Source organism: Bradyrhizobium sp. SZCCHNR1053 (assembly GCF_032381235.1).
Taxonomy (GTDB): Bacteria; Pseudomonadota; Alphaproteobacteria; order Rhizobiales; family Xanthobacteraceae; genus Bradyrhizobium.
Window position 1 is genome coordinate 36,807 of the sequence record NZ_JAUHJM010000016.1, and the last position, 21,777, is coordinate 58,583.

Below are 21,777 nucleotides of genomic sequence, written 5' to 3' on the forward strand. Positions count from 1 at the left end.
GCCCTGATTGCGTCGTCGTCTTCGGCTCCTCGCAATGACGACGGAGGGAGCCGCTCACTCCATCTCCAGCCCGACATGTCGCGCCAGAAACCGCGTGCCCAACGTGATGAAGCCGGCGCGCTCGCGGTTGTCGGTGCCGTAGCCATGGCCGCCGGCGGCGGGTTCGTAGAACCAGGCATCGTAGCCCATGGCCTGCAGCTTGGCGGTCATCTTGCGCGCGTGGCCCGGATGGACGCGGTCGTCGCGCCGCGTGGTCGCGATCAGGATCGGCGGATAGGGCTGGCCGGGCATTGCGGTGTGATAGGCCGAGTAGGTGGACAACCAGCTCCAATCCTCGTCGCTGTCGGGATCGCCATATTCGGCGATCCAGCTCGCGCCGGCGAGCAGCTTGCTGTAGCGGCGCATGTCGATCAGCGGGATCGTGCAGAACAATGCGCCAAAGCGCTCGGGGTAGCGTACCAGCATGTTCGTGATCAGGATGCCGCCATTGGAGCCGCCTTGCGCTGCGATGCGCTTCGGCACTGTGACGCCGCGGCGGACGAGATCGGCCGCAACGGCGGCGAAATCATCATGCGCGAGCCGCTTGCCGGCATAGCGGCCGGCGTCGTGCCAGGCGGTGCCGAACTCGCCGCCGCCGCGGATGTTGGCCTCCACGAGCGTGCCGCCACGTTCGAGCCACAGCTTGCCCAGCGCCGCATTGTAGGCCGGACGGAGCGTGTGACCGAAGCCGCCATAGGCGCTCATGTGCACCGGCGCGTCGCCTGTCAGCTCGGCCGGCCCGGTCTGGGTGTAGGGAATACGCTCGCCATCCACCGAGATGGCCTCGTGCCGTGTGACGACGTGCCCCTCGGCGCTGAAGGTGCGCGGCGCCTGCTTCAGGATCGCGGGTGCAGCGAAGCTCTCGATCAGCTGCAGCGACGGCGGCGTCAGCGGATCCTGGATGTTGGCGAGCAGGTCGCCGTTGCTTTCCGCCTCGTCGGTGTCGAGCCGCCAGACGTCGACCGTCGCGATCTCCGGCAGGCCGGGGAGCCGCTCGCAGCTCCACTCCCTCGGTGAAGGCGTCCACACCTCGAACCTTGCCCTGAGCTCGTCGAGGATGGACAGCACCAGCCGGTCGCCGGCCCAGGACAGGCCCTGCAGCGCGCGCCGCGGCGCCGGCTCGAACACGCGGGTGAAATCGCGGCGTCCGGCAAGGAATGCTGACAGCCGGAGGCCGAGCACCACATCTGCAGGATGGGTGACCTCGCCGACGGTCCAGGGCTGGCGCAGCTTGACCGCCATCCAGTCGCCATGCGCTGACATCCAGCAGTCGGTCGGCAGGTCGAGCTTGGTCCGCGCGCCGCTGCCGTCGCCGAGCCATAGATGCTGGTTGAAGAAGTCGATGCCCTCGGCGAACCACACCCGCGCCGGCGCGACGCTGCGATCGACGCCGACATGCACCCATGTCGATTGGCTGCCTTCGGCGGCGAAGATCACCTCCGCCTGCTCGACCGGCTGGCCGCGCCGCCAGCGCCGCACCGTGCGTGCGTAGCCCGACGGCGTCGCCATGCCCGGGCCGAACGCGCTCGCCAGCAGCAGGGTGTCGGCATCGAGCCAGGCGACGCTGCCCTTGGCTTCCGAGAGCGTGAAGCCGCCCGTGACGAAGTGCTTCGTCGCGAGGTCGAACTCGCGCAGCACCACGGCGTCGCTGCCGCCCCGCGACAGGCTCAGCATGGCGCGCTCATGCGCCGGCGGCAGGCTCGAGACCCCGTTCAGCGCCCAGTCCTCGCCTTCGTCGGCAGCGAGTCGGTCGATGTCGAGCAGGTCATCCCATTGCGGTTGCGCCTCGCGGAACTCCGCCATCGCCGTGCGCCGCCACACGCCGCGCGGATGCGCCGCGTCCTTCCATTGATTGTACAGCAGCCCGCCGCGGCGGCTCACGAACGGGATGTTGTCCGGCCGATCCAGGATGGCGGCGAGCGCGTCGCGGTCGCGTTCGAAGGCCGCATCGCCGAACGCGGCGAGCGTGCGCTGGTTCTGCGCCGCGACGAACGCGAGCGCGCGCTCGCCGTCGATCTCCTCGAGCCACAGATACGGATCGTCATCGGGCGCCGCGATGGTCGGACGATCGTCGATTGACATGGCTCAAGCTCCGCGGGCGCCGTTGACGCGAGAATACCGCCGGCTTGATTAGCCGGGCCGGCCGGGAGTGTCGAATCACGCTCCATGGCGCGTTCGCCGCCCGCATGGCTTGTCTCCGTTCGCGCCCGTTGCCTCGGGCGCGCGCTTCCCGCAATAGTGCGGCCAAACGAGCAAGGCGGGAGCGTGCGCCCCACGCCTCCGGATACCCGAGATGATCGATCTGACCGTGAGCGAAGACACCTCCGATGATGCCCGCGCCCGCCGCAACGTGGCGCGGCTCGCGGCCGCCCAGGCGCTGACCGGCGCGAACTCGGCCGTGATCTTCGCCACCGGCGCGATCGTCGGCGTCACCATCGCGCCGAGCATCGGGCTCGCGACGGTGCCGATCTCGATGTATGTCGTCGGCCTCGCCGCCGGCACCCTGCCGACCGGCGCGATCTCGCGCCGCTTTGGCCGCCGGGCGGCCTTCCTGATCGGTACCGGCTGCGGCGTCGTCACCGGCGTGCTCGGCTGCCTCGCCATTCTCCGCGGCTCGTTCGCGCTGTTCTGCCTGGCGACCTTCCTCGGCGGTCTCTACGGCGCGGTCGCGCAATCCTATCGCTTCGCGGCGGCCGATGGCGCCAGCGCGACGTTTCGGCCCAAGGCGGTGTCGTGGGTGATGGCGGGCGGCATTTTCGCCGGTCTGCTCGGTCCACAGCTCGTGCAATGGACCATGGACGTCTGGCAGCCCTATCTGTTCGCGTTCAGCTATCTGGTCCAGGCGGCGGTCGCGCTGGTCGCGATGGGGATCGTCGCCGGCGTCGATCTGCCGAAGCCTGAAGCTGCCGATCTCCATGGCGGCCGGCCGCTGTCCGAGATCGTGCGCCAGCCGCGCTTCATCGCAGCCGCCCTGTGCGGCACCATCGCCTATCCGGTGATGAACCTGGTGATGACCTCGGCACCGCTGGCGATGCAGATGTGCGGGCTCACGGTGTCGGATTCCAATTTCGGCCTGCAATGGCACATCGTCGCGATGTACGGCCCGAGCTTCTTCACGGGATCGCTGATCGCGCGCTTCGGCGCGCCCGTCATCGTCGCGGTCGGCCTCGCGCTGGAAGCGGTCGCAGCGGTGATCGGTCTGTCCGGCCTCACCGCGATGCATTTCTGGGCCACGCTGGTGGCGCTCGGGGTGGGGTGGAATTTCGGCTTCGTCGGCGCCTCCGCGCTGGTGCTGGAGACGCATACATCCGCCGAGCGCAACAAGGTGCAGGCGTTCAACGATTTCCTGATCTTCGGCCTGATGGCGCTGGGCTCGTTCTCGTCGGGCCAACTGCTCGCGAATTTCGGCTGGTCGGCGGTGAACCTCGTGGTCTTCCCACCGGTGCTGCTGGGCTTGTGCGTGCTGGCACTGGTGTGGTCGTCGAAGCGCCGTGATGCGCGGCTCGCGGCAGTGGATGTGGCGGAGCGGGGGTAGAGGCGGTGCGAGCTCGCACGGCGTACACAGTATGCTCCCCTCCCCCTTGCGGGGAGAGGTCGGGGGTGGGGGTCCACGAGTCGTGCTCTCTCCGTGAGAGATCGACCCCATCGAGCGCCTCTGTTGTCCCTGTGCGCGTAGGATCATGGTGGCTGGAAGGCCTCCTACGCTTCTGAAGCACTGAGGCCCTGGACATATCAAAAGGCGTGCTCAACGACGTTCAGCGCGCGTGGACCCCCACCCCCAACCCCTCCCCGCAAGAGGGAGGGGTTCACCGCGGTCGCGGCAAAATGGCGACCCCAATGAGCGAAGATGTGTACTCAAAAGTCGCTCTCCTACAAGGAGAGGCGCACTTATCAGCACCGCTCTTCAGCACATTCACGCCTCACTTCAACTCCGACACCTCGCCCTCCGGCAGGTTGAAGTCGAACGCGTTCAACGTCATCGAGACCATCGTGTAGTAGCCGCACAGGCCGATGATCTCGACCAGGCCGCGCTCGCCGAGCAGCGCGATCGCCTCCTCGTACAGCGCATCGGTCAGCCCGTGGCCCTCATGCAATGACTTGGCGACGTCGTAGATCATCTTCGCCTTGGGATCGGAAAACGCCGGCGTGCGGCGGTCGCGAATGGCGTCGATGATCTTGATGTCGAGGCCGCCCGCCAATGCGAGGCGCTTGTGCGCGTACCATTCGTAATGCGCGGTCCAGTGCCGGGCGGTTACCAGGATCGCGATCTCCGACAATGCTGCGGGAAACACCGTGTCGTAGCGCAGGAAGGCGCCGAGCCGTGTCGCATGCCGCGCCATCTCCGGACTATTGAGCCAGGCCATCATCGGCGGCGGTGGCGCGCCGCGCTTGCTGGCGATCGACTCGTCATAGGTCTGGCGCTGGTCGGCGCTCATTTCGCCGGGCGAAAGAAGTTTCAGGCGCATGTCGGTGTCCTCATATTTCGGGCGGCGGCATCATGACCATAGAACGCCATGCAAGGCGAGGGCGTACCGCCCTTGCGGCGACATCGATGTTGAAATCCAGGAAGCGCTGAGGTTAGGTCGTTGCCAACGACAGCAATCATGGAAACGCGCGAGGACCAGACATGGCCGATCTCGACACATTCCGCCGCGAAACGCGCTCCTGGCTGGAGGCCAATTGTCCGCCAGAGATGCGCCGCCCGATGACCTCCGAGGAGGACACCTTCTGGGGCGGCCGCAACGCAAAATTCTCCTCCGAGCCGCAGCGCGTCTGGTTCGAGCGCATGCGCGACAAGGGCTGGACGGTACCGCACTGGCCGAAGGAATATGGCGGCGGCGGTCTCGACGGCGAGGAGGCCAAGATCGTGCGCCAGGAGATGGCGGCGATCGGCGCTCGCGCCCCGATCACCTCGTTCGGCATCTCGATGCTCGGGCCGGCACTCCTGAAATACGGCACCGACGAACAGAAGCGCGAGCACCTGCCCAAGATCACCGCCGGTCTCATTCGCTGGTGCCAGGGCTATTCCGAGCCGAATGCCGGCTCTGATCTCGCCTCCTTGCAGACGCGCGCTGAAAGCGACGGCGACGACTACATCATCAACGGCCAGAAGATCTGGACGTCCTACGCCAACTACGCCGACTGGATCTTCTGCCTGGTGCGTACCGATCCCGCGGCGAAGAAGCATGACGGCATCAGCTTCATCCTGTTCGACATGACGTCGAAGGGCGTCTCGACCAAGCCGATCCTCCTGATCTCCGGTCGCTCGCCGTTCTGCGAGACCTTCTTCGACAATGTCCGGGTGCCCAAGGCCAATGTCGTGGGTCAGGTCAATCGCGGCTGGGACGTCGCCAAATATCTGCTGCAGCATGAGCGCGCGATGATCTCCGGCATGGGCGAGCGCGGCGGCAGCCGGCCGCTCGGCCAGGTCGCGGCGGACTCCGTCGGCAGCGACGGGCAGGGCCGGCTCGACGATGCGCTGCTGCGCGCCGAGATCGCGACCTTCGACGTCGACGAGGCTGCGCTCGCGGCCGCCGCCGAGCGCATGGTCGATCTCGCCAAGGCGGGGCAGGGCCATCCGGCGTTCTCGTCGGCGATGAAGTACTACGGCACCGAGCTCAACAAGCGCCGGCACGAGCTGCTGATGTCGGCTGGCGGCATCGACGCGCTGGAATGGGAAAGCGAGCGCTCCAGCGAGGGCGTCCGCCCGCGCGCCTGGTTGCGCACCAAGGCCAACTCGATCGAAGGCGGCACGTCCGAAGTCATGCTCGGCATCGTCGCCAAGCGTATCCTCGATCTGCCGGGGGCGTGAACTATTTCCCCTCATCCTGAGGAGCGCGCCTCTCGGCGCGCGTCTCGAAGGATGAGGCCCCGACGTTGGCCTCATGGTTCGAGTCGGCGCTTGCGCGCCTCCTCACCATGAGGGTTGAGAGCGAACCGGTCAGACGCAGTTTTCAAGGGATTCGTGCCATGCCTCTCCTCCTCACCGAAGAACAATCCATGCTGCGCGACAGCGCGCGCGGCCTGATCTCAGATCACGCGCCGGTGTCTCACCTGCGCAAGCTGCGCGACACGCGCGACGCGACCGGCTTCTCCAAAGAGCTCTGGGCCACTTTCGCCGAGATGGGCTTGGCCGGCCTGCTGGTGCCCGAGGAGCATGGTGGCTCCGGCCTCGGCGCGGTCGAGGCCGGTGTCGTGATGGAGGAGATCGGCCGCACCTTGATGCCGTCGCCGTTCCTGGCGACCGCGGTGCTGTCAGCCTCGGCGCTCACGCGCGCCGGCTCGGCGGCGCAGAAGTCGGAGTATCTGCCGAAGATCGCCAGCGGCGCGCTGCTCGCCGCGCTGGCGCTCGACGAAGGCGCCAAGCATCGTCCTCTGCGCACCGCCCTGCAGGCCGTGCGCTCAGGCAATGGCTTCGAACTGAACGGCGCCAAGGCGATGGTGGTCGACGGCCACGTCGCTGATCTCCTGCTTGTCGTCGCTCGCAGCGCGGGCGCGCCGGGCGAGCGCGAGGGCCTGACCTTGTTCCTGGTCGATCCCAAGGCCAAGGGCGTTGCCATCGAGCGCACCATCATGGTCGACGCGCACAACGCGGCGCGCATCGGCTTCGATGATGTCGAGGTCACCGCGGATCATGTGCTCGGCGAGGTCGATGGTGGCGCGGCCGTGCTGAGCGGCGTGCTCGATCTCGGCCGCGGCGCGGTCGCCTCCGAGATGGTGGGTCTCAGCGAGGAGGTGTTCGGACGCACCGTCGCGTATCTCAAGGAGCGCAAGCAGTTCGGCAAGGCCATCGGCGAATTCCAGGCGCTGCAGCACCGTGCCGCGCAGCTCTACATCGAGATCGAGATCACCCGCGCCGCGGTGCTGAAGGCGCTGCAGACGCTCGACGCCGATTCCGCCGGCGCGACGGCGGCCGTGGCCGTCGCCAAGGCCCGCGCGGGCGCGACCGCGACCCGCGCGGTGCAGGAGGGCGTGCAGATGCATGGCGGCATGGGCATGACCGACCAGTTCGATATCGGCTTCTTCATGAAGCGCGCCCGCGTCTGTGAGGAGCTGCTGGGCGATGCGAACTATCACGCAGCGCAGCTGGCTCAGCTCAGGGGGTACTAAGCAAGGCCGCTTGTCGGAACCCCGCCGACTCCACACGCTCAGCTGTCATCGTCCGCGAAGGTGGACGATCCAGTACGCCGAGAGAGTTGTGATTGACCGACAAGCCGCAGCGTACTGGGCACCCCGCCTTCGCGGGGTACGACAGTGACTATCGACGGCAACAGCAGAGTTCGCAAAAAAAAGAGCGCGCCATCACCGATGGCGCGCTCTCGTCCTATCAATGATGCGTCGACGTCTTGGCCGGCGGCAGCAGCACCTTGTCGATGACGTGGATGACGCCGTTCGAGGCCATGATGTCGGCCTGCACGACATGCGCGTCGTTGACCTGCACGCCGAACATGGTGCCGTCGACGTCGACCTTCTGGCCCTGCGCGGTCTTTACGCTCAGCTTCTTGCCGGCGACGTCGCCCGCCTTCACCGCGCCGGGGATCACGTGATACTTCAGGATCGCGGCGAGCTTGCCCTTGTTCTTCGGCTTGAGCAGATCCTCGACCGTGCCGGGCGGCAGCGCGGCGAACGCCGCGTCAGTCGGCGCGAACACGGTGAAGGGGCCCTTGCTCTTCAGCACCGGCACGACGCCGGCGGCCTTGGCGGCGGCGACGAGCGTCGTGAACTGGCCGGCGCCGACGGCGGTGTCGACGATATCGGCGGCACGTGCCGCGGCTGCTGACATGGAGAGCGCGCCCAGCATCAGCGCGCCGGCCATGAACGAACGGAATCCCAGCGTCATTCGAGTTTTTCCCTGTGAACTGATGAGTTGGCTGATGCGCAAAAGGATTTCGGTACCTCTTGTTCTCCCTGTTGTGCAGGGGCGCATCACCCGACCGGATTGGTCAGGCTCGTTACGATCGTTGCGATTGGCTGGATTTGAGAATGAGTTCACGAGCTCGTGAGCGGCTGCCCGAACCTCCAGGGCAGATCGCGCGAGAGCCATGAATCCGCGGGACTAATTGCTTTGCGGGAGCATCCGCATTGCCCGTCGTGCCATTTTGTCGCAACCCGACGGGCGTTGTCTCGTCGGGCAAATCAGCCGCACATTCCCCGCCGTCACGGCCCGCAAGAGGGACGCTTCGCGATCGTTACGAAACGTGGGCCGGTGACGCGATGGACGCATCGGATCGCAGCGTGAGTGATCGCGCCGACGAACGATGGCGATGCGGACGTGAAAGCGCGTGGTCCTGGCGCCCCGATGCTGGCGTCAAGTCGACGGGTGATGATCCCGGGCGGCGACGGTGGCTAACTGTGGTCTTCCAGGAGGTTGTCCATCCGGTCTGAACCGAGGAAGCTGAGGTTGCGAAGCTTCAGTGTTCCAAGGAGAGACCAGATGGACGTCCACAAGAATGCGCCTATGACACCGAAAGGTCGAGAGGCGATGGTGCGGAGTGTCGTTGAGGGTGGGCTGAGCTATGCTGAAGCTGCTTACCAGTACAATACGACGCCGAAGACCGTAGCCAAATGGGTGAAGCGGTTCCGCGAGGAAGGTGTCGAGGGATTGCTCGATCGCTCCTCCAGACCGCACTCATCGCCAGGCCAAACCACTGCTGCCACATGTACCGCTATCGAGGCTTTGCGCCGTCAGCGCCACACGGGCAAGCAGATTGCGGCTGAGGTTAAGGTGTCGCCGGCCACGGTCAGCCGCGTTCTGCGACGACTGGGGTTGAACCGAATCCGTGATCTGGAGCCGATCGAACCCGTGCGTCGCTATGAGCACGCTGCGCCGGGCGAGATGATCCATATCGATATCAAAAAGCTCGGCCGTTTCGCGCAAAGCGGCCATCGCGTCACCGGCAATCGGAGCGGCTATAGTCATTGTCGCGGACTTGGCTGGGAGTACATGCATGTCTGCATCGATGACCACTCCCGTGTCGCCTTTTCACAGCTCAAGCCTGATCAGACCGCCGAGAGTGCTGTTGCGTTTCTCAAGGCCGCTGTCGCTCACTACAAGAGCTTGGGCGTTACCGTCACCCGCGTCATGACCGACAACGGTGGCTGCTATATCGGCTTCGATTTCGATAAGGCCTGCCGCGATATTGGTCTCAAGCATATCCGCACCAAGCCCTACACGCCCAGAACCAATGGCAAGGCTGAGCGCTTTATCCAGACAGCGCTCCGGGAGTGGGCCTATGCACACACCTATCCCACTTCCGATCAGCGCGCCGCGCAACTGCCCATCTGGCTGCACCAGTATAATTGGCACCGGCCTCACGGCGGCATAAACTCCCAGCCGCCTATCAGCAGACTCGGTTTAACCGAGGACAACCTCCTGAGGCTCCACAGCTAACAAGCCGGACACCGAGGAGAGCGCGCCATAAGCGTTAACACCGTCGCGCAGGGAAGGCCGGGTTGTCCTGGCTGAGCCTGTGGTTCTGCCGCCTGCATTTTTTTAAGCAGGCGGGCCGCAGGTGCCAGTCGGCACCTGGCCTTCCCTGCGCCCTCGATTTTCGGAGGGTGGAGAATCTGGCAAAGCTCGGACGCGCAGGGCGTCGCGAGAGCGATAATGGCTGTCTTAAGCTGCAACGCCCGTTGTTTCGATCGTGCAATTCGAAATAGTTGATGCACGCGCGGTGTGCGTGAACGCGCCCGCTCCTCTCGTGGGAGAGGGCTACGCAAAAGCCAACTACAAGCTCGCTCGGGTGAGGGGGTGGTGCCACACATTCAGGTCTGAGCTCGTGGCTACCCCTCTCACCCGGTTTCGATGCTTCGCATCGAAGCCGCCCTCTCCCACAAGGGGAGAGGGTGCACCAAGCGCGTGGCGAGATGGTACGAGGAGGGGCGAGCTGTCGAGACCCAGCGCCTACCTGATCGGCGGTGCATACTGGACGCCGCCGGCGTTCCAGAGCTGGTTCATGCCGCGCGGAATCTTCAGCTTCGACTCGCTGCCGACGTTGCGCTCATAGACCTCGCCGTAATTGCCGACGTGACGGATCACGCGCGCGGCCCAGTCCTTGGTCAGGCCGAGGTCCTGGCCATAGCTGCCCTCGTTGCCGACCAGGCGCATCACGTCCGGCTTCTTCGACCTCAGCGCCTCGTCGATGTTCTTGGAGGTGATGCCGAGCTCCTCGGCATTGATCATCGCGTACAGCGTCCACTTCACGATCATCATCCAGTCGTCGTCGCGCTGGCGCACCACGGGCGCGAGCGGCTCCTTGGAGATCAGGTCGGGCAGGATGTCGTGATCGCCGGGCTTCGACAGCGTCAGGCGCAGCGCGTAGAGCTGCGAGACGTCGGCGGTGAAGGTGTCGCACTTGCCGCTGTCATACGCCTTGATGACGTCGTCGAGCTTGGGAAACTTCACCTCCTCGTACTTCATGTTGTTGGTGCGGAAATAGTCGCCGACGTTGAGCGCGTTGGTGGTGGAATCCTGCACGCAGACCTTGCTGCCGTTGAGGTCGAGCGCGGTCTCCAGCTTGCGCGCGCGCGGCACCATGAAGCCCTGGCCGTCGTAATAGGCGACCGCCGGGAAATACAGATCGTAATTCTGCTCGCGTGCCATCGACCAGGTGGTGTTGCGCGAGAGGATGTCGACCTTGCGGCTCTGCAGCTCCTTGAAGCGCTCACTGGCGTCGAGCGGCACGAACTTCGCCTTCTTCGGATCGTCGAAGATCGCGGCCGCCACGGCGCGGCAGAAGTCGACATCGAAGCCGCTCCAATTGCCCTTGTCGTCGGGAATCGAGAAGCCGGGCAGCCCGGCGTTGACGCCGCACAGCACCTCGCCGCGGCGGATGGTTCGCTTCAAGGTGCGGGTGTCGTACATCTCATAGGTGACGGCGAGCGCCGCGACGAGGACGGCGACGGCGAGCCCGATCAGCAGGCCGCCTCGGAAAGTGCGCATGGTCAATCTCTTTCGAAAAAATGTCAGGACGAAGCGATGGCTGGAAAATCGGCGGCCTTGGCCGCCGTCACAGTTCCGGCTTCTGCCGCACCACGATCTTGGTGCCGACGGGCACGCGGTCATAGAGATCGGCGACATCGGCATTCACCAGCCGGAAGCAGCCGGAGGAAATTTTGCTGCCGATGGTCCAGGGCTGGTTGGTGCCGTGAATGCGGTACACGGTGGTGCCCAGATACATCGCGCGCGCGCCCAAGGGATTGCCGGGACCGCCGGCCATGAAGCGCGGCAGATAGGGCTGGCGCTGGATCATCTCCGGCGGCGGCGTCCAGTCCGGCCACTCGGCCTTCTTGGTGATCGACAGCAGCCCCTGCCACTGGAAGCCGTCACGGCCGACGCCGATGCCGTAGCGGATGGCGCGGCCGCCCGGCTGCACCAGATAGAGGTGGCGTTCGGCGGTGGACACGATGATCGTGCCTGGCGGCTCGGTGGTGCGGAAATACACCACCTGCTTGCGCCATTCGGGATCGAGCTCGTAGCCGTCATCGGCGACGAGGCCGGGCTGATCACCGGGATCCTCGGATTGGGCGAAACTGTGCGACGTAGACAGCGCCAGCGCGATGATGGCGCTGGTGGTACACAGCAGGCGACGGAAACTCGGCATTCAAAGCTCTCCTCAACGGACCCCTGCGAAGCTCGCCCGATTAAAATCACCCGCCAAATTTCAGGGGCATATTCGCAGCAAAGTCAAGGTGAGCGCGGGGCGCCCGCCGTCATCCAAGCTTCATCCAGAGCCGCAGCAGGAAGGCGACGGTGCCGACGGCCGCCACGCCGGCGAGCCACAGCACGACGAACCAGGCGAGGCGCTTCGCGAGCGGGGCAGGCTGCTCGGACGGCATCAATGATAGCCGCTGTCGTGCCCGACCTTGCCGCGAAACACCCAATAGGCCCAACCGGTGTAGCCGAGAATCAGCGGCACCAGCACGAGCACGCCCGGCAGCATGATCAGTTGGCTGCGCTCCGGCGCCGCCGCCTGCCAGATCGTGATGCTCTGCGGCACGATGTAGGGGTACATGCTGATGCCGAGGCCGGCATAGGACAGCAGGAACAGCGCCAGCGCGAGGAAGAACGGCCAGCCGTCGGTCTTCTGGGCGAGGTGCTTCATCAACAGCACGGTGACGCCGATGACGGCGAGCGGCACCGGCGCGGTCAGGACCACGGCCGGCCAGGTGAACCAGCGCTGCGCATATTGAATGGTGAGCAGCGGCGTCGCCAGGCTGACCGTGGCAATCGCGAGCAGCATGGCGAACAGGAGATACCAGCTGATGCGATACGCCTTGTCGCGCAGGTCGCCCTCTGTCTTCAGGATCAGCCAGGTCGCGCCGAGCAGTGCGTAGCCGACCACGAGCGAGACGCCGGTGAGGATGCTGAACGGCGTCAGCCAGTCCCACCAGCCGCCGGCATAGTGCCGGCCCTCGACATGCACGCCCTGCAGAATGGCGCCGAGCGCGATGCCCTGCGCCAGCGCCGCGACCCAGGAGCCGCCGGCGAAGGCGAGGTCCCACAGATTGCGCTGCGCGCGGGTGCGCCAGCGGAATTCGAAGGCGACGCCGCGGAAGATCAGCCCAACCAGCATCGCGATCAGCGGCGCATACAGCGCGGGCATCAGGATCGCATAAGCGAGCGGGAAGGCGGCCATCAGGCCGCCGCCGCCGAGCACCAGCCAGGTCTCGTTGCCGTCCCACACCGGCGCCACCGTGTTGGTGATGACGTCGCGGTCCTGCTTGCCCGGGAACAGCGGAAACAGGATGCCGAGCCCGAGATCGAAGCCGTCCATCACGACGTAGATGAAGACGGCGAGCGCGATGATGAAGGCCCAGAGGGTCGCGAGATCGACGGCAACACTCATGATCCGACGGCTCCCTGCACGACGCCCGCGGCCGGCGTGATGCCGGCCGTGCGGACCGGCTGCTCGCTGCTCGGGCCCGGCTCACCGGGATGCGGCGGCTCGGCCATCAGGCGCAGGATGTACAGCACGCCGGCGGCGAAGATGATGAAATACACGATGATGAAGGCGAGCAGCGAGGCACCCACGGCCGGGGCCGCGAGCGGGGAAACGGAATCGGTGGTGCGCAGCAGCCCGTACACGGTGAACGGCTGCCGGCCGGTCTCGGTGGTGATCCAGCCGGCCATGACGGCAATGAATCCCGCTGGTCCCATCGCAATCGCGAAGCGGTGCAGGCCGCGATTGATGTACAGCCGGTCGCGCCAGCGCTCCCACAGGCTGAACAGGCCGAGCGCCAGCATCAACAGCCCCAGGCCGACCATGATGCGGAACGACCAGAAGGTGATCGCCACCGGCGGCCAGTCCTGCCGCGGCACGGTGTCGAGGCCGGCCATCGGTGCGTCGATCTGGTGCTTGAGGATCAGCGAGCCGAACTTAGGGATCCCGAGCGCCCATGTCAGCTCGCCCTTGGCCTGGTCCGGCCAGCCGAACAGATACAGCGGCGCGCCGTCCTTGTGGCTCTCGAAATGGCCTTCCATGGCCATGATCTTCACCGGCTGGTGCTCGAGCGTGTTGAGGCCGTGCTGGTCACCGACCAGGATCTGCAGCGGCGCCACTAGCGCCGCCATCCACATCGCCATCGAGAACATCACGCGCGGGCCCGGCAGGTGCGGATTGCGCAGCAGATGCCAGGCGCCGACGGCGCCGACCACGAGCGAGGTCGTCAGATAGGCCGCCAGCACCATGTGCACGAGGCGATAGGGGAAGGACGGATTGAAGATCACCTTGAGCCAGTCGACCGAGACGAACTGGCCGTCGGCGTTGACGGCGTAGCCGGCGGGCGTCTGCATCCAGGAATTGGCGGAGAGAATCCAGAACGCCGAAATAAGGGTGCCGACGGCGACCATCAGAGTGGCCAGGAAATGCAGCTTCGGGCCGACCCGCCTGAGGCCGAACAGCATGACGCCGAGAAAGCCGGCCTCGAGAAAGAACGCGGTCAGCACCTCATAGGCCATCAGCGGGCCGATCACCGGTCCGACCTTGTCGGAATACACCGACCAGTTGGTGCCGAACTGGTAGGACATCACGATGCCGGAGACGACGCCCATGGCGAAGGTAATGGCGAAGATCTTGAGCCAGTAATTGAAGACGTTGAGATAGACGTCGCGTCCGGTCCACAGCCACAGCGCCTCGAGCACGGCGAGGTAGGACGCGAGCCCGATCGAGAAGGCGGGGAAGATGATGTGGAAGGTGACCGTGAAGGCGAACTGCGCGCGCGCCAGCTCAACCGCATCCAAACCGAACATCAGCACCGTCCGTCATTGCCACGGGGCTTGTCGCATCGCCCCATGACGGAAGATTGCACCGGCAACGCGCGATATCAAATGGTCAAATCGACCAAGGCGGCGCTGCAGGTCCATAAACGACGAAGACCCGGCGGGGGCATCCGCCGGGTCTTCGGAGCAACCTTGGGAGGTGGAGGTTATCCTTGAATTTGCTCGCTCGAAACCGAGATCAGCTGGGGGACTGAGGCTCGGTCGATGGATAACGTTCTAGCGGCCGAAATTTTCCAGGTGATTTCGCCGATTGTTTCAATTGTTTCGTTCGGTGATTTTCGTGCGTCGTCTTTGGAACCCGTCGGGACATCAGCCCCGACGAGAATGAACCTTGGTCAGGCGGCGAGGCTGTGGACGCCGGCACAGCGCAGGAGTTCGGCGAGGTGCTTGCGGGCATAGAACATGCGCGTCTTCACCGTGCTCTGCGGAATGCCGATGATCTGCCCGACCTCCTCCACCGACTTCTCGTGGTAGTAGATCAGGGTGATGATCTCGCGATGGGCCGGCGACAGCTTGGCGACGCAGGCGCGCAGGATGGCGCTGGTGGTGGAGCGCTCGAGCGAGGTCTCCGGCGTGTCGGAGTCGTCGGCGATCTCGCGCACCTCGTCCTGGTCGATGTCCTCGAAGCGGCGCTGGCGCAGCGCGGTCAACGCCTTGAAGCGGGCGATCGACAGCAGCCAGGTCGAGACCTGCGAGCGGCCCTCGAACTGCCTGGCGGTGCGCCAGACGTCCAGGAACACCTGGCTGACGAGGTCCTCGGCGATCGTGGTGTCGCGGACGATGCGCAGGATGAAGCGATAGACCCGCACATTGTGGCGCGCATAAAGCGTGTGCATCGCGGTGCGATCGCCATCGGCAATGCTCTCCAGGAGCATGCCGTCCGTGGTCGCCTGGGCTGCGATGATGCCCTGGCTGGCTGCGGAATTGATGGCAACGACGTTCTGCATGGCACTCTCCCGTTCCGCCGCCCCCTTGCGGCGTTTCGACGGGAGGGATTGTTAAGGAGCGCCCGTTTCGGGACGTCTGCACGAAAACAGGAAAATGGTTTCGTGCGCCTGCGGAAATGTTTCGTCGCGCCGCACATCGCGAAACACTCGTGGCGGAATTGTGCCCTATTCCAAGATGCGGAACTGGATGTGGATGCAGAGGCCGCTTCCGCCGCCGCCGACCGGCCGTCCTCAGGCCTTCTCGCCCGCCGGCGAGAACAGGTAGCCGCCGCCGCGGATGGTACGGATCACCGCCGGCTTGGTCGGATCCGGCTCGATCTTGCGGCGGATTCGCATGATTCTCAGGTCCACGGCGCGGTCGAATGCCTCGGCATCGCGTGCATTCGCCAGCTCGAGCAGCCGTTCGCGCGACAGCACCCGCTTCGGGTTGGCAGCGAACACTTTGAGCAGGCCGAATTCGGACGCCGTCAGCGGGTGCTCGTTGCCCTCGTCATCCCGCAGCGCCTGGGCATCGAGATCGAGCCATTTGGTGCCGAACCGCACCAATTGCGGGTCCTTCGCCTGGGCGGGAGCGGAGTCCGTAGCGGCCGCCGCAGTCTTGGCCGGCCCACTGCGGCGCAGCACGGAGCGGATCCGGGCCATCAATTCGCGCAATTCGCACGGCTTGGCGACGTAATCGTCGGCCCCGAGCTCGAGCCCCACCACCCGGTCGATCGGGCTGGCGGTAGCGGTCAGCATGATCACCGGGATGTTGGTGCGGCCCTTGAGATCGCGGATGATCGACAGGCCGTCCTCTTCGGGCATGTTGAGATCGAGCACGACGAGATCTGCCGGGCCGGTCTCGATGGCGCTGCGCAGGCTCTTGCCGCCGTCGCACAGCGTCACCGCGAAGCCGTGCATCTTGAGGTAATCACCCACCATTTCGCGGGCAGGGGCCTCGTCGTCGACGATGATGATGTGCTGGCTCTGACTCATGACAATTCGGCCGCCGGCAGTGTGATCGTGAAGGTCGATCCGGATCCCGGCCCATCGCTTCTGGCCGTCACCTCGCCACCATGCATGTCGACGATGCGTTTGACAATCGACAGGCCGAGCCCGGTCGAGCTCTCGCCGGCGGTCGGCTTGGCCGACAGCCGCTGGAACCGGCCGAACAGGCGGCCGAGATCCTCCGGCGACAGCCCGGCGCCCTGGTCGGTGACGCCGATGATGGTGTTGTCGCCATCGTCGGCGGCATTCACGGTGATCCTGCCGCCGATCGGGCTGTACTTGATCGCGTTGCTCAGGAGGTTGTCGATCGCCTCGCGGATCCGGTCGATGTCGCACATGGTCGACAGATGCGGCGGCGCCGACACGGCAATGACCTGCTGCTTGTTGAGCGCGAGCGGCTGGTTGGCCTCGACCACCTCGTGGACCAGGGCAGCGATGTCGACCGGCTCACGGCGGATGGTGATGTCGAAGGCGTCGGCCATCGCATCCGAGATCAGGTGGTCGACCATCGACGTCAGCCGCCTGGCAGCATCTCGGATATGTCCGACCTGGCTGGTGATGCCGTCGGCGGAGGCGCCGGTCGCGATCAGCTCGGTCAGCATCTCCGTGCGGCCGAGGATGACGCCGAGCGGATTCTTCAGGTCGTGGGCGACGGTGCCCAAAATCTCGTTCTTGAAGCCGTTGGCGCGCTGCAGCCGCAGCCATTGCGCCGACAGCCGCCGGTTGGCCTGCATCAGCGCGCGGGTGCGCTGGGCGACGCGGTCCTCAAGCTGGGTGTTGGCCTCATGCAGCTGCTGATAGAGGATCACGTTGTCGAAGGCGATCGACAGCCGGCTGGAGAAGATCTCGACCAGCGAGCGATCGGTCTCGGACAGCGGCCGCTCCGCCTGCAGCAGCACCACGACCTCGCGCCCCGAGCCGGTGCGGACATAGAGCACGGTGCGATGGTCGGCGAATTCGTTGCTGCGCTGCCTGAAGGCGGCCTCCACCATGTCGCGCAGATCCGGATCGAGCGAGCGCGAGGTGACGGCGCCGGAGAAACGGCTGTAGCAGCCGGAGCCGGCCAGCACCGAAAAATCGTCGGTCTGGCTGCCGTCGTCGCGCAGCACCAGGATGCCTGCGCAATCCACGTTCAGCAGCGACGCGATCTGGGTCAGCACGCCCTCGGCCAGCCGTTGCATGGACTTGAAGTCGTACAGCGTCGAGGCGGCGTCGATGATGATCTCGAGGCCGCGCCGGGTCTGTACCATGCGCTCGAGCTGCTGATAGCTGCGCAGCGCGGCGGTGAGCGAGGTGAACAGCTTGTCGGCGGTGAGCTCGGTCTTGGCCTTGTAGTCGTTGATGTCGTACTGGACGATGACGCGCCGCTCCGGCGCCTGACCCGGCTGTCCGGTGCGGAGGATGATGCGGACGGTCTCGTTCTTGATCTCGTTGCGGATGTATTCGACGAGCTCGAGCCCGGCGACATCGGTCTCCATGATGACGTCGAGCAGCACGGCCGCGATGTCGGTGTGCTCCCGCATCAGCGCGCGGCCTTCGGCCGCCGAATAGGCGGACAGGATTTCGAGCCCCTGGCCGTTCAGGCTGTAATCCGACAGCGCAAAGCGGGTGCCCTCGTGCACGGCATGGTCGTCGTCGATGACGGCGATCTTCCATTTCCGGGCCGAACCGTCATCCTCGTCGAAACCGGCATCCTCGATCAGTTGGAGGACATCGTCCTGTTCGGCCATTGCGTCGTTCCGTCGCCCATTGCTGTCTCGGCGCCGCCCTTGGCGACCCGCGGCATGATAATCCGAAAGGTGGTGCCTTGTCCCTCGCGGGATTCCAGCATCATGCGGCCGCCGAGCTGCTGCGTCACCAGATTGTAGACGATATGCAGCCCGAGCCCCGTTCCCCCTTCGTTGCGGCGTGTCGTGAAGAACGGATCGAAGGCCTGACGCTGGACGTCGGGGGTCATGCCGGCCCCGTTATCGGCGAAAATGATCTCGATGTCATCCGCGCCGCGCGGCCGCGCCGTAATCGAGATGGTGCCCGCGCGTCCGTCGACAAAGGCATGATTGACGGCGTTGAGGAACAGGTTGGTGAGGATCTGACCGTAGAACCCGGGATAGCCATCGATGAAAAGTCCCTCGGGGACGTCGACCGCAAGCGCGATCGGCGCGCGCTTGAGCACCGGCTTGAGGCTGGTGATGATCTGATCGGTCGCCTCGCTCAGGACGAAGGTCCGTCGCTCCGCGTGGGAGCGGTCGACCGCGACCTGCTTGAACGATTGGATCAGCTCGCCGGCGCGCTGCAGATTGGCGACCAGCTGCTCGGATGCATCGCGCGAGGAGCGCACGAACTCCTCCAGCTGCGACCGGCGCAGGCCGCCTTCGGGCGACCGCAGTGCGGCCTCGAACATCTCGACCCGGCGCGCGAAGCTGGAGGCCACCGTCAGGCTGATGCCGATCGGATTATTCACCTCATGTGCGACGCCGGCGACGAGCCCGCCCAGCGCCGCCAGCCGCTCGGCATCGATCAGGTTGCGCTGCGCGGCGTTGAGTTCGAGCAGCGCGCTCTCGGCCTTTTCCTTCGCGGCGCGGAGCTCGTCCTCGGTCTTGCGCTTGGCGATTGCGTTCTCGCGGAAGGTCTCGACGGCGCGGGCCATCGCGCCGACCTCGTCACGCGCCTCGGTGCCCTGGACCTCGCGGTCGTAGTCGCCCAGCATGATCGCGCGCATCGAGGCCATGATCTGCTGCAACGGCAGCCTGATCGACAAGGCGATCAGCACCCCGGCGGACAGGATGACTCCCAGGAAGATCACGGCGATCGAGAGGACGCGACGGGAGATGTCCTTCAACGTCCGATCGAAAGTCGCCTGCGCCTTCTGCTCGTGCTGGCGCATCTTCACCGACAGGCCGTCGATGGCGCCGATGGTTTCGGCCTGGCTCGCATCGATGGTGTTGCGCAGCAGTTCGGTGCGGTTGGTGAGCTGATCGGTGAGCTTGGAGAATCCTGCGCGTAGCGCCGCGGTCCGGGCTGACAGTCGCTGCAGCGCGAGCCGCTGCAGATCATTGTCCGCAAGACTCGACATCACCGGGATGGTCTTCTCGATCGTCTCCGTGTTGCGGCGCGCGTCGTCGGCGGAGGCGGGCGCGAGCGACAGATAGTAGGAATTGGCCGCGACCAGCATCGCGGTGAAGGCCTCGCGCGACTTGCCGAGCGAGGGCCAGATCTGCGCGTCGCGATGGCCGGTCGCGCCTTCGATCACCGAATAGAGCCCGGCGATGTCGCGGGCGGGGCCGAGAACCTCTTCCTCATAGGTCTTGGAGATCGTCGCCTGCAGACTGCGCAACTCGCCGAAGCCGTCCAGGAAACGCACGGTGACGCGCTCCAGCTCCTCGACCGACCCCGACAGCATCGGGTCGGTCGAGGCGCGCGTCGTGAGCGTCCCGAGCACGGCCTCGCGCAGCAGCAGGATCTCGGCGAACAGCTCCGGGCTCGGCTGATTGATGTAGCGATGAATGAGGTTCTGCAGCCGGCTCGTCTCGCTTTCGAGCAGGGCCAGCACCTTGTCGGATTCCCGGACCTGGCGAACGTCGTCCCAGGCTGTGCCCAGCACCGTCGCGCCGTTCCAGATCAGCGCCGCCAGCACGATCACGACAGCCGAGTTGAGCGCGGCGATCGAGAGGATCCGCCAGCGGATCGGAACCGCCCGCAGCGCGCGCACGATCCGTGCCCGCCCCAGGACCGCCAGACTGAGCGGCCGCGCGACGGATTTCCGCTGCTCGGATCGCGCCACGATCGCTACCTCGGGCCGGTCGTGCGGAGCCTGCCTGCGTCCGCTCTGCCGCGCGCAGCCGGGCTTGTATGCTGCGGCGCAGCCAGTCGCGCCGCCGAGCATGAAAGGGACGAGCGGTACCGCGCGCCCGCCTCAGCGCGCATCAGCACCGGCGTGACGTCCACTCTCGAGATCGACGAAAGATGGGCGCGGTACACAGGCAACACTCTTCCCCCTGATGATGAGGTCGGCCCGGACATGAAAAGGTTCAATGCACTCCCGAACAGGTGCTATAAGGCCATTCTGACGTCAAAGCGATACGCGTCAATGGTTTGTTGATAGGCTATTGCAGCCTTGGGTTGTTGGACCCCATTTTCGGTCCGATTGCGATCTCAGCCCGGGCAGATTCATTCATCGAATTGGAGTTGGCTCCCGTTGACGGTCCTCTTGCGTTCTGTTTCGTCTGCAATCCTGCTCTGGACGGTTGTTTGCGCAAGCACGGCCCAGGCCGCGACCGAGATCATGTGGTGGCATGCGATGTCGGGTGAGCTCGGCAGGCAGGTCGACAGACTGGCCGCCGACTTCAATGCGTCGCAGTCCGACTATCGCATCGTGCCGAGCTACAAGGGCAGCTATACCGAGACCGTGACGGCGGCCATCTTCGCGTTCCGCTCGCGCAGCCAGCCGGCCATCGTGCAGGTCAACGAGATCGCGACCGCGACGATGACGGCGGCGAAGGGCGCGATCTACCCCGTCTACGAGTTGATGCGCGACGAGCAGGAGAGCTTTTCGCCGTCGGCCTATCTGCCCGCGATCGCCGGCACCTATGCCGACGCCGACGGCAACATGCTGTCGTTTCCGTTCAACGCCTCCACGCCAATCCTCTACTACAACAAGGATCAGTTTCGCGCGGCCGGGCTGGATCCGGGCGCGGCGCCGAAGACCTGGCCCGAGCTAGGCAAGGCTGCCCGGCGGCTGCGCGACAACGGCGTCGCCTGCGGCTTCACGACGTCGTGGCCGGCCTGGATCAACGTGGAGAATTTCTCGGCCTTCCACAATCTGCCGATCGCCACCCGCGCCAACGGCTTTGCCGGACTGGACGCCGTGCTGACGTTCAACAATCCGCAGGTCACGCGGCACATCGCCCAGCTCGCGGAATGGCAGAAGGGCAAGGTCTTCGACTATGGCGGCCGCGGCCAGGCAGCCGAGCCGCGTTTCCAGAAGGGCGAGTGCGGCATCTTCATCGGCTCCTCGGCGACGCGCGCCGACGTCAAGGCGAATTCGAAGTTCGAGGTCGGCTACGGCATGATGCCGTACTGGCCTGACGTTGCGGGCGCGCCACAGAATTCGATCATCGGCGGCGCGACGCTGTGGGTGCTGCGTGACCGTCCCGCGGCCGAGTACAAGGGCGTTGCCAGGTTCTTCGCCTATCTGTCGCGGCCCGATGTTCAGGCCGCCTGGCACCAGAATACGGGCTATCTGCCGATTACGCAGGCGGCATTCGATCTGACGCGCGCGCAGGGCTTCTACGACCGCAATCCGGGAGCAGCGATCTCGATCGAGCAGGTGACGCTCAATCCTCCCACGGAAAATTCGCGCGGCCTGCGGCTGGGCTCGTTCGTGCTGATCCGTGATGCCATCGAGGACGAGATGGAGCAGGCCTTCAGCGGCCGCAAGCCGGCGCGGGCGGCGATCGATGCGGCCGTCGACCGCGGCAACCGTCTGCTGCGCCAGTTCGAGCGCGCGAGCCCGGATCGCTGAAA

18 protein-coding genes are annotated in these 21,777 nt (G+C 65.6%); 6 read left to right on the forward strand and 12 right to left on the reverse strand.

All coding sequences use genetic code 11. From position 1 onward, the window contains the following. Positions 1 to 54: 54 nt before the first annotated feature. A complete protein-coding gene (locus QX051_RS27170) occupies positions 55 to 2,121 on the reverse strand; it encodes a prolyl oligopeptidase family serine peptidase (protein ID WP_315778238.1) in 2,067 nt (688 codons plus the stop codon). Between the two features lie 211 nt (positions 2,122 to 2,332). Between QX051_RS27170 and QX051_RS27175 the strand changes: the two genes are divergently transcribed. Next, positions 2,333 to 3,574, forward strand: coding sequence for an MFS transporter (locus QX051_RS27175; RefSeq protein ID WP_315778239.1), 1,242 nt, complete (start codon positions 2,333 to 2,335; stop codon positions 3,572 to 3,574). Positions 3,575 to 3,959: 385 nt separating this feature from the next. Here the strand turns inward: QX051_RS27175 and QX051_RS27180 are convergent, their stop codons facing one another. After that, positions 3,960 to 4,505: a carboxymuconolactone decarboxylase family protein gene (locus QX051_RS27180; protein WP_315778240.1), complete on the reverse strand. Its 546-nt coding sequence runs from the start codon at positions 4,503 to 4,505 to the stop codon at positions 3,960 to 3,962. Positions 4,506 to 4,666: 161 nt separating this feature from the next. Between QX051_RS27180 and QX051_RS27185 the strand changes: the two genes are divergently transcribed. The 3 genes from QX051_RS27185 (at position 4,667) to QX051_RS27195 (ending at position 7,373) form a co-directional block, all read left to right on the forward strand. Further along, positions 4,667 to 5,851: an acyl-CoA dehydrogenase family protein gene (locus tag QX051_RS27185; protein ID WP_315778241.1), complete on the forward strand. Its 1,185-nt coding sequence runs from the start codon at positions 4,667 to 4,669 to the stop codon at positions 5,849 to 5,851. Between the two features lie 158 nt (positions 5,852 to 6,009). After that, positions 6,010 to 7,149 carry an acyl-CoA dehydrogenase family protein gene (locus tag QX051_RS27190; RefSeq protein WP_315778242.1) on the forward strand — a complete coding sequence of 380 codons (1,140 nt, stop codon included), beginning with the start codon at positions 6,010 to 6,012 and terminating at the stop codon, positions 7,147 to 7,149. Between the two features lie 92 nt (positions 7,150 to 7,241). Further along, complete coding sequence (locus QX051_RS27195; RefSeq protein WP_315778243.1) at positions 7,242 to 7,373, forward strand: hypothetical protein; 132 nt, start codon at positions 7,242 to 7,244, stop codon at positions 7,371 to 7,373. On the opposite strand, the gene QX051_RS27200 is transcribed toward QX051_RS27195, so the two are convergent. Beyond that, positions 7,367 to 7,822, reverse strand: coding sequence for a fasciclin domain-containing protein (locus QX051_RS27200; RefSeq protein WP_315778280.1), 456 nt, complete (start codon positions 7,820 to 7,822; stop codon positions 7,367 to 7,369). The two genes, QX051_RS27195 and QX051_RS27200, sit on opposite strands and share 7 nt — an antisense overlap. Before the next feature lie 651 nt (positions 7,823 to 8,473). On the opposite strand from QX051_RS27200, the gene QX051_RS27205 reads away from it, so the two are divergent. Beyond that, the gene (locus QX051_RS27205) at positions 8,474 to 9,430 is read left to right on the forward strand and encodes an IS481 family transposase (RefSeq protein ID WP_315778244.1); all 957 of its coding nucleotides are present in this window, start codon (positions 8,474 to 8,476) and stop codon (positions 9,428 to 9,430) included. 513 nt (positions 9,431 to 9,943) lie between these two features. On the opposite strand, the gene QX051_RS27210 is transcribed toward QX051_RS27205, so the two are convergent. The 9 genes from QX051_RS27210 to QX051_RS27250 form a co-directional block, all read right to left on the reverse strand. After that, on the reverse strand, positions 9,944 to 10,981 hold the full coding sequence (locus tag QX051_RS27210; RefSeq protein ID WP_315778245.1) for an amino acid ABC transporter substrate-binding protein: 1,038 nt from the start codon (positions 10,979 to 10,981) through the stop codon (positions 9,944 to 9,946). Between the two features lie 67 nt (positions 10,982 to 11,048). After that, positions 11,049 to 11,642: a L,D-transpeptidase gene (locus QX051_RS27215; RefSeq protein WP_315740557.1), complete on the reverse strand. Its 594-nt coding sequence runs from the start codon at positions 11,640 to 11,642 to the stop codon at positions 11,049 to 11,051. A gap of 109 nt (positions 11,643 to 11,751) precedes the next feature. Continuing rightward, positions 11,752 to 11,877 carry a DUF2474 family protein gene (locus QX051_RS27220; RefSeq protein ID WP_315757675.1) on the reverse strand — a complete coding sequence of 42 codons (126 nt, stop codon included), beginning with the start codon at positions 11,875 to 11,877 and terminating at the stop codon, positions 11,752 to 11,754. After that, a complete protein-coding gene (gene cydB, locus QX051_RS27225; protein WP_315778246.1) occupies positions 11,877 to 12,887 on the reverse strand; it encodes a cytochrome d ubiquinol oxidase subunit II in 1,011 nt (336 codons plus the stop codon). Before cydB ends, QX051_RS27220 begins: the two co-directional genes overlap by 1 nt. Then, positions 12,884 to 14,290, reverse strand: coding sequence for a cytochrome ubiquinol oxidase subunit I (locus QX051_RS27230; RefSeq protein ID WP_315778247.1), 1,407 nt, complete (start codon positions 14,288 to 14,290; stop codon positions 12,884 to 12,886). The genes cydB and QX051_RS27230 overlap by 4 nt, the downstream gene beginning before the upstream one ends. A 365-nt stretch (positions 14,291 to 14,655) precedes the next feature. Beyond that, on the reverse strand, positions 14,656 to 15,267 hold the full coding sequence (locus tag QX051_RS27235; RefSeq protein ID WP_315740553.1) for a sigma-70 family RNA polymerase sigma factor: 612 nt from the start codon (positions 15,265 to 15,267) through the stop codon (positions 14,656 to 14,658). Positions 15,268 to 15,498: 231 nt separating this feature from the next. Next, entirely contained in the window at positions 15,499 to 16,242 is a 744-nt protein-coding gene (locus QX051_RS27240) for a response regulator (protein WP_315740552.1), read from the reverse strand. Then, positions 16,239 to 17,984, reverse strand: coding sequence for a DUF3369 domain-containing protein (locus tag QX051_RS27245; RefSeq protein WP_315757672.1), 1,746 nt, complete (start codon positions 17,982 to 17,984; stop codon positions 16,239 to 16,241). Before QX051_RS27245 ends, QX051_RS27240 begins: the two co-directional genes overlap by 4 nt. Then, positions 17,954 to 19,939, reverse strand: a complete 1,986-nt coding sequence (locus QX051_RS27250) for an ATP-binding protein (protein ID WP_409998146.1) — start codon at positions 19,937 to 19,939, stop codon at positions 17,954 to 17,956. The genes QX051_RS27245 and QX051_RS27250 overlap by 31 nt, the downstream gene beginning before the upstream one ends. Positions 19,940 to 20,449: 510 nt before the next feature. Here QX051_RS27250 and ugpB point away from each other — a divergent pair. After that, positions 20,450 to 21,775 carry a sn-glycerol-3-phosphate ABC transporter substrate-binding protein UgpB gene (ugpB, locus tag QX051_RS27255; protein ID WP_315778248.1) on the forward strand — a complete coding sequence of 442 codons (1,326 nt, stop codon included), beginning with the start codon at positions 20,450 to 20,452 and terminating at the stop codon, positions 21,773 to 21,775. The last annotated feature ends 2 nt before the right edge of the window (positions 21,776 to 21,777 follow it).

Coding starts and splice junctions, on each gene's coding strand:
- QX051_RS27185 (WP_315778241.1), top strand. CDS start 4,667: ATGGCCGATCTCGACACATTCCGCCGCGAAACGCGCTCCTGGCTGGAG.
- cydB (WP_315778246.1), bottom strand. CDS start 12,887: ATGAGTGTTGCCGTCGATCTCGCGACCCTCTGGGCCTTCATCATCGCG.
- QX051_RS27245 (WP_315757672.1), bottom strand. CDS start 17,984: ATGGCCGAACAGGACGATGTCCTCCAACTGATCGAGGATGCCGGTTTC.
- QX051_RS27175 (WP_315778239.1), top strand. CDS start 2,333: ATGATCGATCTGACCGTGAGCGAAGACACCTCCGATGATGCCCGCGCC.
- QX051_RS27180 (WP_315778240.1), bottom strand. CDS start 4,505: ATGCGCCTGAAACTTCTTTCGCCCGGCGAAATGAGCGCCGACCAGCGC.
- QX051_RS27170 (WP_315778238.1), bottom strand. CDS start 2,121: ATGTCAATCGACGATCGTCCGACCATCGCGGCGCCCGATGACGATCCG.
- QX051_RS27220 (WP_315757675.1), bottom strand. CDS start 11,877: ATGCCGTCCGAGCAGCCTGCCCCGCTCGCGAAGCGCCTCGCCTGGTTC.
- QX051_RS27200 (WP_315778280.1), bottom strand. CDS start 7,822: ATGTCAGCAGCCGCGGCACGTGCCGCCGATATCGTCGACACCGCCGTC.
- QX051_RS27230 (WP_315778247.1), bottom strand. CDS start 14,290: ATGTTCGGTTTGGATGCGGTTGAGCTGGCGCGCGCGCAGTTCGCCTTC.
- QX051_RS27240 (WP_315740552.1), bottom strand. CDS start 16,242: ATGAGTCAGAGCCAGCACATCATCATCGTCGACGACGAGGCCCCTGCC.
- QX051_RS27215 (WP_315740557.1), bottom strand. CDS start 11,642: ATGCCGAGTTTCCGTCGCCTGCTGTGTACCACCAGCGCCATCATCGCG.
- QX051_RS27205 (WP_315778244.1), top strand. CDS start 8,474: ATGGACGTCCACAAGAATGCGCCTATGACACCGAAAGGTCGAGAGGCG.
- QX051_RS27235 (WP_315740553.1), bottom strand. CDS start 15,267: ATGCAGAACGTCGTTGCCATCAATTCCGCAGCCAGCCAGGGCATCATC.
- QX051_RS27190 (WP_315778242.1), top strand. CDS start 6,010: ATGCCTCTCCTCCTCACCGAAGAACAATCCATGCTGCGCGACAGCGCG.
- QX051_RS27210 (WP_315778245.1), bottom strand. CDS start 10,981: ATGCGCACTTTCCGAGGCGGCCTGCTGATCGGGCTCGCCGTCGCCGTC.